Origin of the sequence: Chroococcidiopsis sp. CCNUC1 (assembly GCF_023546805.1) — a bacterium.
GTDB classification, from domain to species: domain Bacteria; phylum Cyanobacteriota; class Cyanobacteriia; order Cyanobacteriales; family Chroococcidiopsidaceae; genus Chroococcidiopsis; species Chroococcidiopsis thermalis.
In genome coordinates this window covers 6255269-6270499 of the sequence record NZ_CP097480.1, presented here as the reverse complement: position 1 = coordinate 6270499, position 15231 = coordinate 6255269, and the positions used below count along the sequence as shown (strand labels likewise).

General features: G+C 44.4%; 12 protein-coding genes. 6 read left to right on the top strand and 6 right to left on the bottom strand.

Going from position 1 to position 15231, the window contains the following annotated elements; translation table 11 throughout:
* Nucleotides 1-780: 780 nt before the first annotated feature.
* From M5J74_RS28990 to M5J74_RS28980, 3 genes are all read left to right on the top strand, one after another.
* Nucleotides 781-1545: an HPP family protein gene (locus M5J74_RS28990; RefSeq protein ID WP_106168506.1), complete on the top strand. Its 765-nt coding sequence runs from the start codon at nt 781-783 to the stop codon at nt 1543-1545.
* Nucleotides 1546-1831: 286 nt separating this feature from the next.
* On the top strand, nt 1832-2248 hold the full coding sequence (locus M5J74_RS28985; RefSeq protein ID WP_015157332.1) for a hypothetical protein: 417 nt from the start codon (nt 1832-1834) through the stop codon (nt 2246-2248).
* Nucleotides 2249-2615: 367 nt separating this feature from the next.
* Complete coding sequence (locus M5J74_RS28980) at nt 2616-3683, top strand: PstS family phosphate ABC transporter substrate-binding protein (RefSeq protein WP_250014743.1); 1068 nt, start codon at nt 2616-2618, stop codon at nt 3681-3683.
* Between the two features lie 41 nt (nt 3684-3724).
* On the opposite strand, the gene M5J74_RS28975 is transcribed toward M5J74_RS28980, so the two are convergent.
* Nucleotides 3725-4441, bottom strand: coding sequence for a Crp/Fnr family transcriptional regulator (locus M5J74_RS28975; protein ID WP_015157330.1), 717 nt, complete (start codon nt 4439-4441; stop codon nt 3725-3727).
* A gap of 571 nt (nt 4442-5012) precedes the next feature.
* Between M5J74_RS28975 and M5J74_RS28970 the strand changes: the two genes are divergently transcribed.
* Nucleotides 5013-5954 (top strand): DALR anticodon-binding domain-containing protein, encoded by a 942-nt coding sequence (locus M5J74_RS28970; RefSeq protein WP_250014741.1) that lies wholly within the window; start codon nt 5013-5015, stop codon nt 5952-5954.
* A gap of 294 nt (nt 5955-6248) precedes the next feature.
* Here the strand turns inward: M5J74_RS28970 and M5J74_RS28965 are convergent, their stop codons facing one another.
* Both M5J74_RS28965 and M5J74_RS28960 read right to left on the bottom strand, forming a co-directional pair.
* Entirely contained in the window at nt 6249-7070 is an 822-nt protein-coding gene (locus M5J74_RS28965) for a Cof-type HAD-IIB family hydrolase (RefSeq protein WP_250014739.1), read from the bottom strand.
* Between the two features lie 150 nt (nt 7071-7220).
* Nucleotides 7221-7820, bottom strand: coding sequence for a hypothetical protein (locus M5J74_RS28960; RefSeq protein ID WP_015157327.1), 600 nt, complete (start codon nt 7818-7820; stop codon nt 7221-7223).
* A 243-nt stretch (nt 7821-8063) separates the two neighbouring features.
* Between M5J74_RS28960 and rpsD the strand changes: the two genes are divergently transcribed.
* A complete protein-coding gene (rpsD, locus tag M5J74_RS28955; RefSeq protein ID WP_015157326.1) occupies nt 8064-8672 on the top strand; it encodes a 30S ribosomal protein S4 in 609 nt (202 codons plus the stop codon).
* A 205-nt stretch (nt 8673-8877) separates the two neighbouring features.
* Here the strand turns inward: rpsD and moaA are convergent, their stop codons facing one another.
* Entirely contained in the window at nt 8878-9867 is a 990-nt protein-coding gene (gene moaA / locus M5J74_RS28950; RefSeq protein ID WP_015157325.1) for a GTP 3',8-cyclase MoaA, read from the bottom strand.
* 97 nt (nt 9868-9964) lie between these two features.
* Nucleotides 9965-11410 (bottom strand): MFS transporter, encoded by a 1446-nt coding sequence (locus M5J74_RS28945; protein ID WP_250014738.1) that lies wholly within the window; start codon nt 11408-11410, stop codon nt 9965-9967.
* Nucleotides 11411-11677: 267 nt separating this feature from the next.
* Between M5J74_RS28945 and M5J74_RS28940 the strand changes: the two genes are divergently transcribed.
* A complete protein-coding gene (locus tag M5J74_RS28940; protein ID WP_250014736.1) occupies nt 11678-12178 on the top strand; it encodes a PH domain-containing protein in 501 nt (166 codons plus the stop codon).
* An 82-nt stretch (nt 12179-12260) separates the two neighbouring features.
* Here M5J74_RS28940 and M5J74_RS28935 read toward each other — a convergent pair whose 3' ends face one another.
* Nucleotides 12261-15194, bottom strand: a complete 2934-nt coding sequence (locus M5J74_RS28935; protein ID WP_250014734.1) for a hybrid sensor histidine kinase/response regulator — start codon at nt 15192-15194, stop codon at nt 12261-12263.
* Between the last annotated feature and the right edge of the window lie 37 nt (nt 15195-15231).

The following is a 15231-nucleotide window of genomic DNA, read 5'->3' as shown; positions in this document are numbered from 1 at the left end:
AAATCGCGATCGCTTGGTTTAGTTTCGCTACTATTGCGTAACAAATTAAGCTCTCATTACGTAACAATTAAAACTAACCCAACAAACAAATTTGCCTCTGTATCAAGTCACAATCTATAGCTTTACTAGCATTTCCATGCAGAGGCACAGAAGCTAAAAAGCTAATCTTCAGATTTTACTCAACCGTGCAGCAAAAATGCTGCAACCAAAGTTACAGTAAAAATACGATAAATCTCAAAGCTATTCCATAACACTAAGAGCAATTAAAATTTTGATGAATAAAATTAAAATACAAGATTAACTCTCTTGAAATAAAAAATTTGAATACCATCGAATAAACAAAGAACACTTCGATCGATTCTGAAATGTCTTGTCAGATTTTAACTACAATAATTAAATATAGTTATACAGCGATAAATATTTGAGCGAGCTATAGCAGTTCTAAATGATTTGTAAAGTAGGCTTCTAGCCTGCTCCACGTTCATGAATCAAATAGGATTGCTCTAGTAGCTAGCGATCGCTGTCAATATTTTTTGAAAAAATTAATTTATCCATTTAATTTATTTGATAGTTCTAGCGTTATTGCGAGCGTAGTTTGCTCTAAGTTGCAAGTATAAAATAGTACTTTTTCGTTGATTGTATGCGGTTAGAGCAATTTCAAAATGCGCTTCTTTCATGAGCAATAATATTCCGTATCAGTTAACACAATTTATAGTAGTGAGATCGCAATATCACAGAATTAATCTAAGTTTTTGCAATTCATTATTTAGCGATCGAAGTATGAAAGACATTAGTAAAACTGCGGCGAAACCAAATACAAATACTAGCTCTATGACAAAACTTACCAAAGCTATGTCTACCTTTGAGTTGACAAGCAAACAACAACAATTCCAGCAGTATCAACAGCAACTAGAACAACAGCAACAGCAATTAATCATTCAGCAGCAACAACTAGAGCAACTCACAGCTGAACTAGCTGCTTTGAGAAAAAATCGTTCCCAGTCTACATGGAGCTTTCGATTTAAATCGGCTCGACTCAAAAACTTCTTGGCTAAAATTCACGGCAGCTCTAAATATCAACCCCGCTTTCCTTTAAAGCAAATTGTTTTTTCTTACATAGGTAGTTTTATTGGCATTGCCGCGCTAGCTTACATCAGCGTTAGTACGCATTATCCTCTAATCGCAGCTCCTTTCGGAGCGGCTGCCGTTTTATTATTTGCTGCACCCGATAGTCCTCTAGCACAGCCACGCAACTGTATTGTAGGCAATTTTCTCGGCGGATTAGTCAGCTTAATTATGGTACATTTATTCGGCTCAGAACCTTGGGTAATGGCTTTAGCTGTTGCTACAGCAATCAAAGTCATGCAACTGACAAAAACTCTCCATCCACCAGGAGGAGCAGTTGCTTTAGTAGGAGTGATGAGCCGTGCTGAATGGAGTTTTCTATTCACGCCAGTATTAGCAGGTTCAATTGTTTTAGTCTTTTGTACTTTTGTTTTTAACAATCTCATGCCAGGTAGAACTTATCCAAAACACTGGTTGTAATCTGTAGAAGGAGGCAGAAGTTAGAAAATTAATTGTGAAAAAGCTGCAATTAATGCTACGAAATCAAAAACTTTTCTGATGTAAAATGTTGATTTTGTTGGTATAAAAACTAATATAGCAATCCAAATTGATTTGTGAACGTTTTCCCTGTAGAGACGTTCCATGTGTGTAGAGACGTTACATGGAACGTCTCTACAGGAACAATCGATTTCACGATTCATTTAGAATTGCTATATCCACTTCTGACTCTTCTTTATTAAAAAGCTTGTGATTCAGGAAATTAATTATGAGTCAGATCTATCTAAAAAGAAAACGAGCCGTTATAGTAATTTTAGCTACAATTTTTGCTGCGGGGATAGTCACAGTAACTCCTGCAATAAATTTAGAATTATTCAAGCAAATATTTTTGACGGTTGCTGATGTTGCTATGTGTACTGTTGTCTGGGATATATACTTTGATGAGGAACTAGCAACCAAGGATACTAAATCTATACTTTTAGAATTAGGACTGATTAGTATAATTTCTGCCGTTACTGCATTCATTACGGCGAAAGCAGTTTTAGCTTTACTAGGAAGATTAATTATATTAGTAGGAGCATTCGGCTGGGTTATAGCGGGGATAATTGCTAGCGTAACTACAGCTATTTTGGGTATAGCTTGGTTATTTTACTGCGACGATCTTTTCAGACACTCTAATCACTAGGTTAAATAAGTCGTAATTTGTAATTCGTAAGTCGTAAGTAAGAAATTCTTACCCTTACCCCTATTCTCATGACCAACGATCGTGACTTTATGTAGTTGTGTGTATACTATTTGTGCCAAAAGCCGCTAAATATATATAGTTAATCGTCCTGACAAGATTAAGGTTAGGTTATGATAAAACAGACATAAGAGTTTAATTCATAGGATTACTGAGAGCAAAACACTTAACTTAAGTACTTTGATTTCATCATAGGACGATCGCTTGAATTAGAGGCGATCTCACAGGGATGCAACACTGCTTTGCTGCGGGGATAATCTGTACGCAAGCAAGTATATGTTGCACTTATTACAGCACTTATCATTCTGTTATGTCGTCGCAAAAAAATGAAACAGCTGTTCTCGTTCTGACTCTATTGATCGTAGCTGGGGGTTTAGCTGGTGGTTTTTGGTGGCTGACGAGAAATTCTAGCACTAGTGTCGAACTCAGCGATCCTCAGCCAAGATCTATTTCCACCCCCAACACATCCGATATAACTTCAGATCCAGAATTGACTGGCTCAAGTTTTAGCGGTGTTTCAGGCATTCCTAAAGGGTTATTCAGCTATGGTGGTAGTACTTCTTGGGCAGCAATTCGACAAGCGATCGATCCGCAAATTAGGGCAGCTTATCCAGAATTTCAGTTACGATTTGTAGAACCGACAAATGCTTCCCCAGGAACCAGTAATGGTATTCGGATGCTGATTGAAGGTAGGCTTACCTTTGCTCAGTCGTCTCGACCCTTACAAGATCGAGAGGTATCTCGCGCTCAGCAAAGAGGATTTAATTTAAAAGAAATTCCGGTAGCAATTGATGGTTTAGCAATCGCAGTTCACCCCAGCCTAAATATACCAGGACTAACCTTGGCACAGCTGCAAGCAATTTACACGGGTAAGGCAAATAACTGGAAACAACTCGGTGGTCCTAACCTGCCGATTCAACCTTATTCTCGTCCGATGAGCGAGGGTGGTACGGTCGAGCTTTTCGTACAGGATGTTTTAGCAGGTCAAGCATTAGCTGCTAATGTTGAATTTGTCAGTACGACAACTCAAGCTCTACAAAAGCTAGCTAGTAACCGTGGCGGAATTTACTACGCCTCGGCTCCAGAAATCGTACCTCAGTGTAGGATTAGACCCTTACCGCTAGGTCGTCAATCAGGGCAATTTACTCCTCCCTACCAAGAACCTTTAGTAACAGCGAATAACTGTCCTCAGCGGCGCAATCAGCTCAATACAGATGCTTTTCAAACCGGACAATATCCTCTGACACGTAACCTGTACGTTGTCGTCAAGCAGGATGACGATTTAGCACAGCAAGCAGGAGAAGCTTATGCTAAATTACTGCTGACGCAGCAAGGACAGTCGGCGATCGCTAACGCTGGATTTGTGCGAATGCGCTAGGCATAGGATTATAGAGACGCGAAGTTTCGCGTCTCTATAATTCAACTAGCTCGATTGATTGAATCGGCTGGCAAACAGATGAGATTATCTTCTTGGGCGATAAGTAAACCGCGTTGGCGTAACTTACCCATTAAACGAGTCACCGTAACTCGCGTCGAACCGATCGCACTACCAATTTGGGCGTGCGTCAGCGTAAACGGTAGAGAGTATCCGCGCAGAATCTCGGGATCTTCTTCACTTGTCGCTGGTTGTCCGTATTCTTCTACCAGCAGGGTTAAGAATCCCAAGAGACGATCGATCGTCCGTCGCTGTCCTAAAGCACTCAGCCACAGTAACTTGCGCTGATGTTGGTAGCGAAATGCATCGAGAACTTCCCGCCGAAAGTGGGGCCAGTTATCCAAGTCATGCCAGTACATCCACACGACTAAAGTGGGTTCTACGTGGGCATAAGCTTGGAGCGTAAACGGAGATTGGGCAACAATTTCAAACGGCTGTCCAGCGCCAACAAAGCCTAAAAAAGCTTCTTCAGGTGTTCTGTTGATGCGCCGAGATGATAGCTGACTAGTTGCGCTAACTTGAGCTGTACCTACAAGTCGCACAGCACCTCTTTGAACGAGATAGAGCAGTCCAGGTCGAGCTGGAATGCGTTCGTCTTTACTAAAAGAGCGAACGCGATAGTGTTCCTGCGCCCAGTCAAGAATCCGTTGCCAGGTTAAAAATGGTCTTTGCGACTCTGGAGAAGCGGATGGGGAATGCATAATTTGCAGCAGTTGGCGATAGACGAAACGTCACTGTGAAGCTCACCTATTGCCAAATTGGTTGGCAGGTGAACTCCACTCCTCAAACCAGTAATAGCAATCGCAGCTAAGCGAACTTAGCCATAGATTTGTTTTATCTGTCTTGCAACACAATCCTAGTATTCTCAATCACTCAATTACTCGATCAAGTCTCCTGCTTTTCAGTTTTTTTATCCGTATAGTTCATGTTTAAAACAACAGATAAGTGTAAACAATCAAACCAGGGAATTGCAAGTAACAGTTGTACAAATGATTGTAGTTGAGCTAGGGAAAATTGTGACAAAATATTGTCAACAACATAGGACTGAGTTTTTTTGTACCGTAAATCTACTGAAATCACCAGATTTTTTAGCGAAAACTCATAGATCTTTCAGTACGATCGCGGATGAACGAACGCTCCAGTAATAGTAAATTTCGCTAGGGCATAGTATTCTCAGGTAGCCATTCAAAAAATAGGGGTTAAGCAATTCGTTTGCATGGAACCTTGGTAAATCCCCCAGGTAGGGATAGGGATTTTAACTATAAATTAAAAGTGGATCACCGATCGCCTCCATTAGCTGAGTTAACACCTAAGCAAGCGCTGTTACAGCAGATACAAGCAGCGCTAAGTTTGTATATATTAGACACTCCATCCTTAACAGATCGCAAAAGTTATATTCCTTTACAGTTATCTAAACAGCGCCCGGTTGTTTACAGGTGCGCGATCGCGTTTAAATTAAGTAAACTTGTCAACTCCCCAACTATAGAAGTTGCCCAATCTATATCGCAGCTAATTGCCCAACAAGATTGTCAACAAAACTTGATTCTTCAAGTTGTTCCCCCAGGGTGGATCGACCTAGAATTACCTCAACCCAGTCTGGCTGCTTGGTTGCAACACTGGATTGAGACACTACCCTGTTTAGGGAGCAGGGGGGAGAAGAGAGCTGAGGGAGCTGAGGGAGCTGAGGGAGCTGAGGGAGCTGAGGGAGACATTGCCAACTACCAATTACCAATTACCAATTACCAATTACCAATTACCAATTCCCTATTTCCCATCCAATACGCTCATGCTCGTTGTTGTTCTCTATTGAAAATGGCTCATGAGGAGAAAATAATTATAATTAAGTCAAAAAACTCTGACATTAAGTCTTCATGTCTACAGGTCATATCACCTCAACCTATTCCTTGGTTGAGTGAAGCAAAAATTTGTTTGCACCACCCATCCGAGTTAAATTTACTCCTCGAATCGATTGGAGTATTAGACGCTCTCTATTGCCCCGATCCTACTCGCAAGTCTTTAAATTGGTTGAAAGTAGCTCTGAATCTGAGTCAAGCTTTTCAAACTTTTTATAGTCAATGTCGCATTTGGGGAGAGGTCAAAAATCAAAATCTCAACTTAGCACAAGGGCGACTTGGCTTAATAGCGATCGCTCAATCTGTATTCAGAATTCTATTAGTAGAAGTACTAAATAGTTGCGCACCCTTAGAACTTTGAACTAGCGAACAGTATAAAACTGGTCACTAGTCACCGGTCACTGGTCACTGGTCACTGGTCACTGTATAAGGCATCTTGCTCTATAGGCAAATCTTATCTGTCTTTAGGTAGAAATTAGCGTTCAAGGGGGTGACAAATCAAGAACATTACTCTAATATAAGGGTGTGTGAGGAGCGAACCAGTCAGGACACCAAGACGAAACACGGACAGTCGTTGGTGTCCTTTCTGATTTTTGGTCATTCGTCGTTAGTAGAACGCTTGCCAATGACAACTGACAACTGACAAATGACTGATTTAAAGTAAGAATTTTTCAATTGCAATTGCAACACCATTTTGCTCGACACTAGGCGCTACCCACTGAGCGATCGCCTGTACGTCAGATGGAGCATTACCCATCGCTACACCGATCCCGGCATACTCTAGCATCTCTACATCGTTAAAGTTGTCACCAATTGCCATCACGTTAGCAGCAGTGATTCCCAGGAGTTCTTCAGCTAAGTAACGCACGCCTACACCCTTATTAATCGAAGGGTTGGTTGCTTCAAAGAAGGTAGCAACGGATTTAGTCAGGTACAGTTCAGCAGGGGTATATTGCTGGCGCAGACTGCTGAGTAAGTTATCGATGATTTCGGTATCGTCGCACAGAGCTAATACTTTTGTTGGTTCTGTTGTTAAAGCTTGGCGTAAATCTCCCACCGCGATCGCTTCAATCCCAGAGCGTTCGGAGTAAAGTCGAGTTTCAGAAGTCAGTTCGCGCACGTAGAGGCAATCGTTGATATAGAAATGAACCGAAAGCAGCGATCGCAATTCAGGTTGCTCGAAGTAATCTAACAGTTGAATTGCTGTTTGCTTGGCAACAGTCCAATGACGGTGCATTTTCTGGGTAGCTGGATCTTGAATCCAAGCACCTTGATAGGCAAGTAGAGGCAAAGTCGAACCTATCTCATGATGGAAACGTAGGGCAGAACGATACATTCGTCCTGTTGCTACAGCCACTTGTATGCCTTTTGCCCGCACTGCTTGAATCGCTTTTTTAACTTTGGCATGAATTTGATTTGACTTACCCGCGATCGTCCCATCAATATCGAGGACGAGTAATTTAATTTCTTGGTTCATAACGGGGAGTCAGTTATCAGTTATCAGTTATCAGGAAACCGTAGGGGCGGGTTTAGCCAACAATTCATGGCTACGACCAAAAATCTTGCCGCAAAACCCGCCCGTACAGGAGTAATTCCGAATTCCGAATTCCGAATTCCGAATTCCGTTCTAAGGTGCATCTGGCGCGGGAGCAGTTTGTTCGGGTGTTGCAGGTGTAGTCAGAGCCGGAGATGTGACTGGTGGTTGTAATTGACCTTGGGGAATAAAATTAGGTGCAAAATCCAAAGGGCGATCGCCTGCACTAATACAAGTTTCCATTGCTTGGGTAGGAGCTAACTCATTAATTTCTCGCCGCAATCCAACGACACATTCAGCATAACGAATTGGTAATAAACTGCGACCGCAAAAATCTAATACTCCTGGTACGGGCTGCCCTTGACTATTTTCGCTAATGCCAACGACACATCTTGACAACTCTACAGGTCGGCGGGCTTGGGTGCAAGTTGCTAAAGCATCTTGGGCAGAAATTTCCGTCTGCCCCTCAATTCTCGTCACGCAACGAGCGACATCCTTCGGGTAAAGCGCTCCCGCACAGGCTCTTGCTGCTGCTTCCGGTGAAACTCCAGAATTGAGCATTCGCCCCGTACAAGCACGATAGCCGTTGCGTAAAGAGTCGGTGACAATTTCAGCCCCAGTTGCAGGAAAATTGCTACCGATCCAACCGGCGATCGCCAAAGAGCCAGCCACTAAATACATTGTTTTCCCCATAACACTCCCACCAAGAAATTTGTAAATAACTACAATTTGAGGGTATCAGTTATCAGTTATCAATTATGAGTTATCAGCGACCAGTTGTCAGTGACTATTGGCTGGTGACTAGTGACTAGATGAAGAATTCTACGACTAGCCACTAGCCACTAGCCACTAACCAGGGCTTTTCAGACACAAGCTTTTAGACTTATAATTATAGTTTTGGAATAGTTCGCGCAGAATTAAGCAGAGGAAGATTGAATGTCCCGCTATCGAGGACCAAGACTAAGAGTTGTTCGTCGCCTGGGCGATCTGCCAGGTTTGACTCGGAAAAATGCCAGACGCTCCTACCCACCTGGACAACACGGACAGGCTCGCAAGAAGCGTTCTGAGTATGCTATTCGTTTGGAAGAAAAGCAAAAGCTCCGCTTTAACTACGGCTTGACTGAAAAGCAGTTGCTGCGTTACGTGCGGCGGGCAAGAAGAGTGACTGGCTCTACCGGACAAGTGCTGTTGCAACTGTTGGAAATGCGTTTGGATAATACCGTTTTTCGCATGGGTATGGCTCCCACAATCCCAGCAGCGCGGCAGCTAGTCAATCACGGTCACGTTATGGTAAACGGTCGTGAAGTTAATATCGCTAGCTATCAATGTCGTCCAGGGGAAGTCATTGGGATCAAAAATAAAGCGCAATCGCGGCAGTTAGTAGAAAATAATCTCCAGTATCCTGGTTTAGCAAACCTACCCAGCCACCTCGAATTTGATAAGAATAAGCTGGAAGGTAAAGTTAACAGCGTCATTGAGCGCGAATGGGTCGCCCTGCAAGTGAACGAACTGTTGGTAGTTGAATACTATTCCAGACAGGCTTAATTTCGATGGCTGCACTCGTGCGGCTGCGGTGCGCCATTGACGATCCTATGATTAAGTTTTGTAATTTTTAATATCAAGCCCTCCGATTCCGTCAATTGGAGGGCTTGTTGATTTTTACCCGTTTGATTTTGGATGAGGGCGCACAGAAATTGGGGGTAGGGGCGCGCAGAAATTGGGGGTAGGGGCGCACAGCTGTGCGCCCCTACTATCCGCCAATTTGCGACATGGTACGGGCATAAGTTCCGGCAGATGTTCCAGATTCTCTTTGTTTGTAATTAATCTCCGATTTCAGGGCAAGTAGTTGGGCTACTCGATCGCGAATTTCAGTAGTAGGAACGCCAGCGCGCAGGGCAGATTTAAGGTCAATTTGTCCCATTTCGTTGAGCAGACAGGGACGCAGCCAGCCATCAGCAGACAGACGCATTCGATTGCAGCGATCGCAAAAACATTCTGACATTTGGCTGATAAATCCCAGCGTCCCTTTTGCCCCAGGAATTTGAAATACGTCAGCAGGTCCATTACCCCGCACTTGCGACTCGACTAAGCCGTAAGCCTCGCAGATGCGCTGGCGTAACTCAGCCGAAGCAACCCAACCGCGATCGCCAAATAGTTGTGAGTTACCGATAGGCATAAATTCAATAAACCGGACGTGCCAGTAACGAGTTAGGGTAAGGGCGGCTAAATCTAAGACTTCGCAATCATTTACCCCAGGAATCACGACGACATTCAATTTCAAGGGGTCGAAACCCACCCGATGCGCGGCGAGAATGCCGTCCCAAACCTGCTGCCAACGGGAACGTCCGCGACTACCCACAATGCGATCGAACACTTCAGGATCGAGGGAGTCGAGGCTGATATTGATCCGTCTTAACCCGGCATCGTAGAGATTTTGTGCCTTGTTTGCCAACAAAAATGCGTTTGTTGTCATCGCCAGGTCTTGAGTTTGAGGTAGAGTTGCGATCGCCCGGACAATTTCCACAACCTGCGGATGCAGTAATGGTTCGCCGCCAGTCAATCGAAATCGCGTAAACCCTACTGGAATGAATACCTCGCGAATTAAAGTTAGCAATTCCTCAGCCGTCAATAGCTGTTGTCGCAAAATATAATCCAGCTCTGCACCTTCGGGCATACAATACTGGCACCGAAAGTTACAGCGATCGATTAAGCTAATTCGGAGGTAATCTACTTGATTCATGCTGTTGATTCGGGTGAGAAAACGGGAGTCGGGAGTTGGGAGTCGGGAGTCGGAGGTGACGACTCACTACTCACTACTTACCACTCACTACTCACCTTTATTGTGCAGAATTAGTCGCGCTTGTTGCAGGCTCCTGTGTTACTAATTGCGGTTTCCGTAAGTGACGCAAAACTTGCGTAAGAGGCTGGCTGCGCGGTTCGCGGACGAAAATTAAGGGAAATAAAGCAAGTAAGCGCACAATAGCAGAAATAATAAATACTCCAGGTAGACCGCCGATCGCATCTAAAGTTGCGAGTTGACTGCCTACAGTTGTCCCCAAAGCGCCAAATACCCCAGCAGTGGCAGCAGCGATCGCAAAATAACTGGAAGGATGGGACTTGGGTGCTAATTCCATTTGGATATTGTTACTACACAAGTCAATTGCTGCCCACAGGGAACCTTTAACCAGGTGAATGAGCGGCAACCACAACCACAGCGATAATAAGTTATTTCCCGTTCCCAGCCAAAATAAAGGTAAAACTCCCACTAAAATCCCTACTATTAACAATAAGGGACGATTCCCCAGGCGATCGGCTAGCTTACCCCAAATAAGCAGCATCACCAAGTTCGTGCCTGCATGGAGACTCGTATATAAAGACACCCAATTGAGGTCTAGTTTTAAATTGTCTAGCAAGTAAAGGTTATAAAACGGCACGATTAAGTTAACCGCAAATGCCCACAAACCGAAGTACAGCAGAAATTTGACAAAATTTAAATCTCGGAACAAGCTAAAAATTGGCGGCGGTTGTATGACTTCTGCTACTGCTAGAGAATTTGATTTTGATGGCGATAACAGCGATGGTGGTGGCAATTGGGGATTGACATCGACCATAAAATTTTGACACGCCAAACTGAGAATTCCTGCAATAATTCCCAATCCCAAGACGATTCCGTATCCTTGAATGGTGCTACCAGGCAGAATTGAAATCGCAAATCCGGCTAGTGGTACGGCGATTAAAGTCGTCAAACTTGCCGCACTATTGCGAAAGCCAAAATATCGACCCCGCAAGCGATGGGGGACTAAAGCCGCCATCCAGCTCAACCATGAGGAAGTCCCTAAGCCTGCAAGAATGTTGCTAGCAAAAATTGTTACCAAAGTCAAACTGACTAATTGGTGAGAGTTAGTATTAAACCAAACAATCCAACAAATACCTGCGATGGGAATTAACCATAACAGTCGTGCGGGGATAAAAGTCCACCAACAAAAAAAGTGACGGCTGCTACTTCGTTCGGCTAAGTATGCTCCTAATGGTTGTAGTAAACTCGTCAGCATTGGAATCGAAGAGAGCATTCCAACTTCTAGAGGATTTGCCCCCAACTGAAGCAAAAAGTTAGTTAGTAAGACACCACTGGTAACGCTAGAAAAGATGGCAGCAAAAACACCATCGATAGTAGAAGCCTTGAGGCTAGTCCGAAGGACGGGTTTAGAAATTATCGGCGGCTGGTGGGTGGTGGTTAATTCTGTTACAGCCGCTAGAGGTTGCGTATTGCTGAGAGCTGACAAGGTTTCTACAAGAGTTGAGTAAATAATGAGTTTAGGCGATCGCGCTCTGCCAACTTAACATTTTTCAACGCCTATAATTAGCGGTCGAAAAGGCTCGTTTAGCAGCATTTCGAGCAGCATAAGTTAGCCCGAAAGAGGTAGGCAAGTGTCAAGGGGAAGAAAGATTTTGATATGAATTGGTAATGGGTAGTTGGTAATGGGTAGTTGGTAGTTGGCGATCGATACTACAGTCAAACTATTCTGAAGTTTGAAAAGTGGAGGGAACTTATGTATACGGGTACGGTTTTTAATGCCCCTTGGGATAAGTCACTCATTTTCAGTACTATGCTCTTTAGCTCTATTTTGCTAGGGGTAGCTTTGATTGGCTTATTAGTAGGGGAAGAACGGAACAATTTTTTCTGGCTACTAGCAATGGTTGTACTACCTCTAGCAATTCTTATTGCATCGGCGCTGTTCGGTGTTAGAGGATACAAACTAACAAATGACGCACTTTACATTCAGCGCTTTGGCTGGAATTCTAAGATTCCATTAACGCAGCTAATCAATGCTGAGAGCAATCCGCACGCTATGGACAACTCGCTACGAACGTGGGGAAATGGGGGATTATTTGCGATAACTGGACGGTTTCGCAACGATCGCCTTGGTTCCTATCAAGCTTATGCTACCGATCCCCTGCGATCTGTAATTTTGAGATTTCCGCAGCGCACGATCGTCCTGACTCCAGATAATCCAGAACAGTTTGTCAGAGAAGTGCGGCAAATGATGTAGGTAAGTCAAAAGTTAAAAGTCAAAAGTCAAAATCAGCCACTCACTAATTACAAATGACGAATGACAAATGACCAATGACACTTTATCGAACTAACTGAGCCACAGTTGCCAAAAGTTCCTGGTGCGATCGCGATTTATTGATATAGTCAGTTGCGCCTAATTCCATTGCTGCCGTCCGATTTTCTGCATCAGTATTAGCAGTCAAAATTAAAAAGGGAATTTGGGCAAAACTTGAAGATTGACGACAGTAGTGGAGTAATTCCAAGCCATTCATTTCTGGCATTTCTAAATCGCAGACGATCGCCCCAAAATCGGGATGCGATCGCATTTGTGTCATTGCCTCGCGACCGTTATCTGCTTGTATCACTAGATATCCAGCCTGTTGTAGCGTCAGTGCTAAAGTTTGTCGCCAAGTGAGCGAATCATCGACTAACAAGATTTTTGCTCCCACAGCAGTTTGTTTCGATGGCAATTCCCCAATCGAGCGCATAGGCGTAACGCTACCTAGTAGACTGCTATCCTTGTCACTCCTCACCTGCCCCATGCCCTGAGTTACTTGTCGCTCTAGTACGTACTTTGCTAAAGCAGTAGTGTCAATTGCCAGGGTAAGTTTGCCATCAGCCAAAATACTACCACCATAAACATAGCTAGGCGGAACGATCGTCGGGTCTAGAGGTCGAATCACCAATTCTTGTTCGCCGATCGCCTGGTCTATTTCTACTGCTATAAGTTGGTCTTGATAGCGTAGCAATACAATGCGTCCTTGTAGAGCGGTGGAACTATCAGCAGGAGACGTTAGCGGTGCAAAGTAGGGCAAAATTCCTTTCAGGAGTAAAACAGGAATTAACTGTTCTGCATTTGCTTCACCCCATCGCAATACCTTACCTCCCCGCCAAGGGCGCAATTGTTCTGGTTGAGGTAGTAAGATTTGCTCGATCGCGCTTCCGAGTAAAGCATAGGTAGTAGAACCAACCTGACAGAGAAATAATTTCGCAATTGTCAAACTTAAGGGAATTTGGAGGATGAAAGTCGTACCGCGTTGGGGTTGAGAATAAACCGCGATCGCTCCTTGAAGAGAATGTAACTGAGCGCGAACCACGTCTAGTCCCACACCTCGTCCTGAAAGGTTGTTCACCTGAGTCGCAGTCGAAAAGCCTGGTTCAAAAATAAAATCCATTAGCTGAACTTCGCTGAGACTGCTAGCGTCAACTGGTGAAACTAAACCCATTTCGAGCGCTCGTTGGCGAATGCGATCGTAATTGAGTCCTTGTCCGTCATCTTGGATTTCAATTGTCAGGTGGCTGCCTTGATGAAAAGCACGAATGGCAATTCGACCCGTTGACGCTTTCCCCAATTGCGATCGCCTAGACTTAGGCTCAATACCATGATCGAAGGCATTGCGCACCAAATGCAAAAGGGGGTCGTAAAGTTTTTCAGCGACGGCTTTGTCTATGAATACTTCTTTACCGCTGAAATCCAACGCTACAGACTTATCGTGCAGAGTTTCTAGTTGTCTTAAAATAGGGGGCAGGCGATCGAAAACAACGCTGATGGGAATAACTCTCGCTGTCAAAAACTCATCTCGCACGCTATTTAACAAGCGGCTTTGTTTTTCCAACATCTGGCTAGACTGACGAGTATAAATGTCAATTTCATCCCCAGTTGCTTGCAGTTGCGCTCCATTTGCTAATAAAGATTGCACCAACACGGCAAGTTTACTAGAACTGTCTTTTTCCTGTAAGTCCAAGCGCTGCTTGAGTTCCATCAACATTTGCTGTTGCTGTTGGATTAATTCAAGTAACCCTTGCATCCCGCCTTGTAGTTTTTCATCTTGTAAAGTCTGGCGGTTTTGATTAGTCAGCAATTCGCCAATCGAATAATTCAGCCGCTCTAAATGCCCGACATTAACTCTGACTGTATCCGACATAGCTGCATCTCTTTTCGCTAAAGATGAAGGTGGCGACACCGATCGCTCGGAGTTAGTATTGGTTGCTGTGGTGACTGTCTCTGACGGCTCTGATGGTTCTGCTTCCTCATCGTCTACAGGTTCGGCGATCGTCCAGATTGACTCTAACAAGGAGTTTTCATCTTCGGGAGTCGGGAGTGGGAGAGTGGGAGTCGGGGAGAAGAGAGCTGGGGGAGTTGGGGAAGAAAAGCTTCCTTGTCCCCTTGTCCCCTTGTCTTCCTTGTCCCCCTTGTCCCCCTTGTCCCCCTTGTCCCCCTTGTCTTCCTTGTCCTCTCCTCCCACCAATTCCAACAACTGCGCCGAAGGACTCCCACCTCCACTGCGATCGCCTGCTAGGATGGATGCTTGCCCTTGTTGAAAGTCTGCTAGGGCTATTTGGGCAATGGTTATCGCTTTGTCGGGATCGCCAGCCAAAGCTGCGATCGCCAGTGCGGCGATCGCTCCAAATCCCGGTAAATTTAAAGACTCTGCCAAGCCCAAAAAGACTTCGGCTTGAGTTTGCAGCGCGATCGCGATCGTCTCCACTTCCCCACCAGCTAAAGCGCGATCGATCTCTGCCAGGCGTTGAGCTACTCCAACTTCAAAAATAGATTTGGTGACATCAAACCCCAATTCATCTGAGTTAGGAATTTCAACTTCTGACGCGAAATTAACTCCTAGTTTTGCTTGCAATTCGCTAAAAACTGCGGCAGCGCGATCGAAGACTTCGGCATCATGACTGTGGCTGCCAGTAATTTCTGCCATCAAAGGGGTACGCAGGCAGTCATAAGCTTCAAATAGTAAGGCTTCCGTTTCGCGATCGAGCGTAACTTCCGGTCGGCACAGGTGGCGGAAAATATCTTCAAAAGAGTGTGCGATCTGCTTGATACTGTCCAAACCAACACAAGCCGCCGAGCCTTTAAGCGTGTGAGTTACCCGCATGAGAGTATGAACCTTATTCATACTCCACTCGGCTTTCAGATTCAATAATTCCTCTTCCAAAACTTGCAACAATTGCGGTGCTTCTTGGAGAAAGTAAGCATAGCTTTGTTCGTGGAGCGAGTCGTTCATACTAGGGGTGAGGAGTTAGAAGTTAGGGGTTGGGGAG

What these genes read in the sequence shown, in the direction of transcription:
- M5J74_RS28990 (WP_106168506.1), top strand. Translation starts at nt 781, where the DNA reads ATGAAAGACATTAGTAAAACTGCGGCGAAACCAAATACAAATACTAGC.
- M5J74_RS28985 (WP_015157332.1), top strand. Translation starts at nt 1,832, where the DNA reads ATGAGTCAGATCTATCTAAAAAGAAAACGAGCCGTTATAGTAATTTTA.
- M5J74_RS28980 (WP_250014743.1), top strand. Translation starts at nt 2,616, where the DNA reads ATGTCGTCGCAAAAAAATGAAACAGCTGTTCTCGTTCTGACTCTATTG.
- M5J74_RS28975 (WP_015157330.1), bottom strand. Translation starts at nt 4,441, where the DNA reads ATGCATTCCCCATCCGCTTCTCCAGAGTCGCAAAGACCATTTTTAACC.
- M5J74_RS28965 (WP_250014739.1), bottom strand. Translation starts at nt 7,070, where the DNA reads ATGAACCAAGAAATTAAATTACTCGTCCTCGATATTGATGGGACGATC.
- M5J74_RS28960 (WP_015157327.1), bottom strand. Translation starts at nt 7,820, where the DNA reads ATGGGGAAAACAATGTATTTAGTGGCTGGCTCTTTGGCGATCGCCGGT.
- rpsD (WP_015157326.1), top strand. Translation starts at nt 8,064, where the DNA reads ATGTCCCGCTATCGAGGACCAAGACTAAGAGTTGTTCGTCGCCTGGGC.
- moaA (WP_015157325.1), bottom strand. Translation starts at nt 9,867, where the DNA reads ATGAATCAAGTAGATTACCTCCGAATTAGCTTAATCGATCGCTGTAAC.
- M5J74_RS28940 (WP_250014736.1), top strand. Translation starts at nt 11,678, where the DNA reads ATGTATACGGGTACGGTTTTTAATGCCCCTTGGGATAAGTCACTCATT.
- M5J74_RS28935 (WP_250014734.1), bottom strand. Translation starts at nt 15,194, where the DNA reads ATGAACGACTCGCTCCACGAACAAAGCTATGCTTACTTTCTCCAAGAA.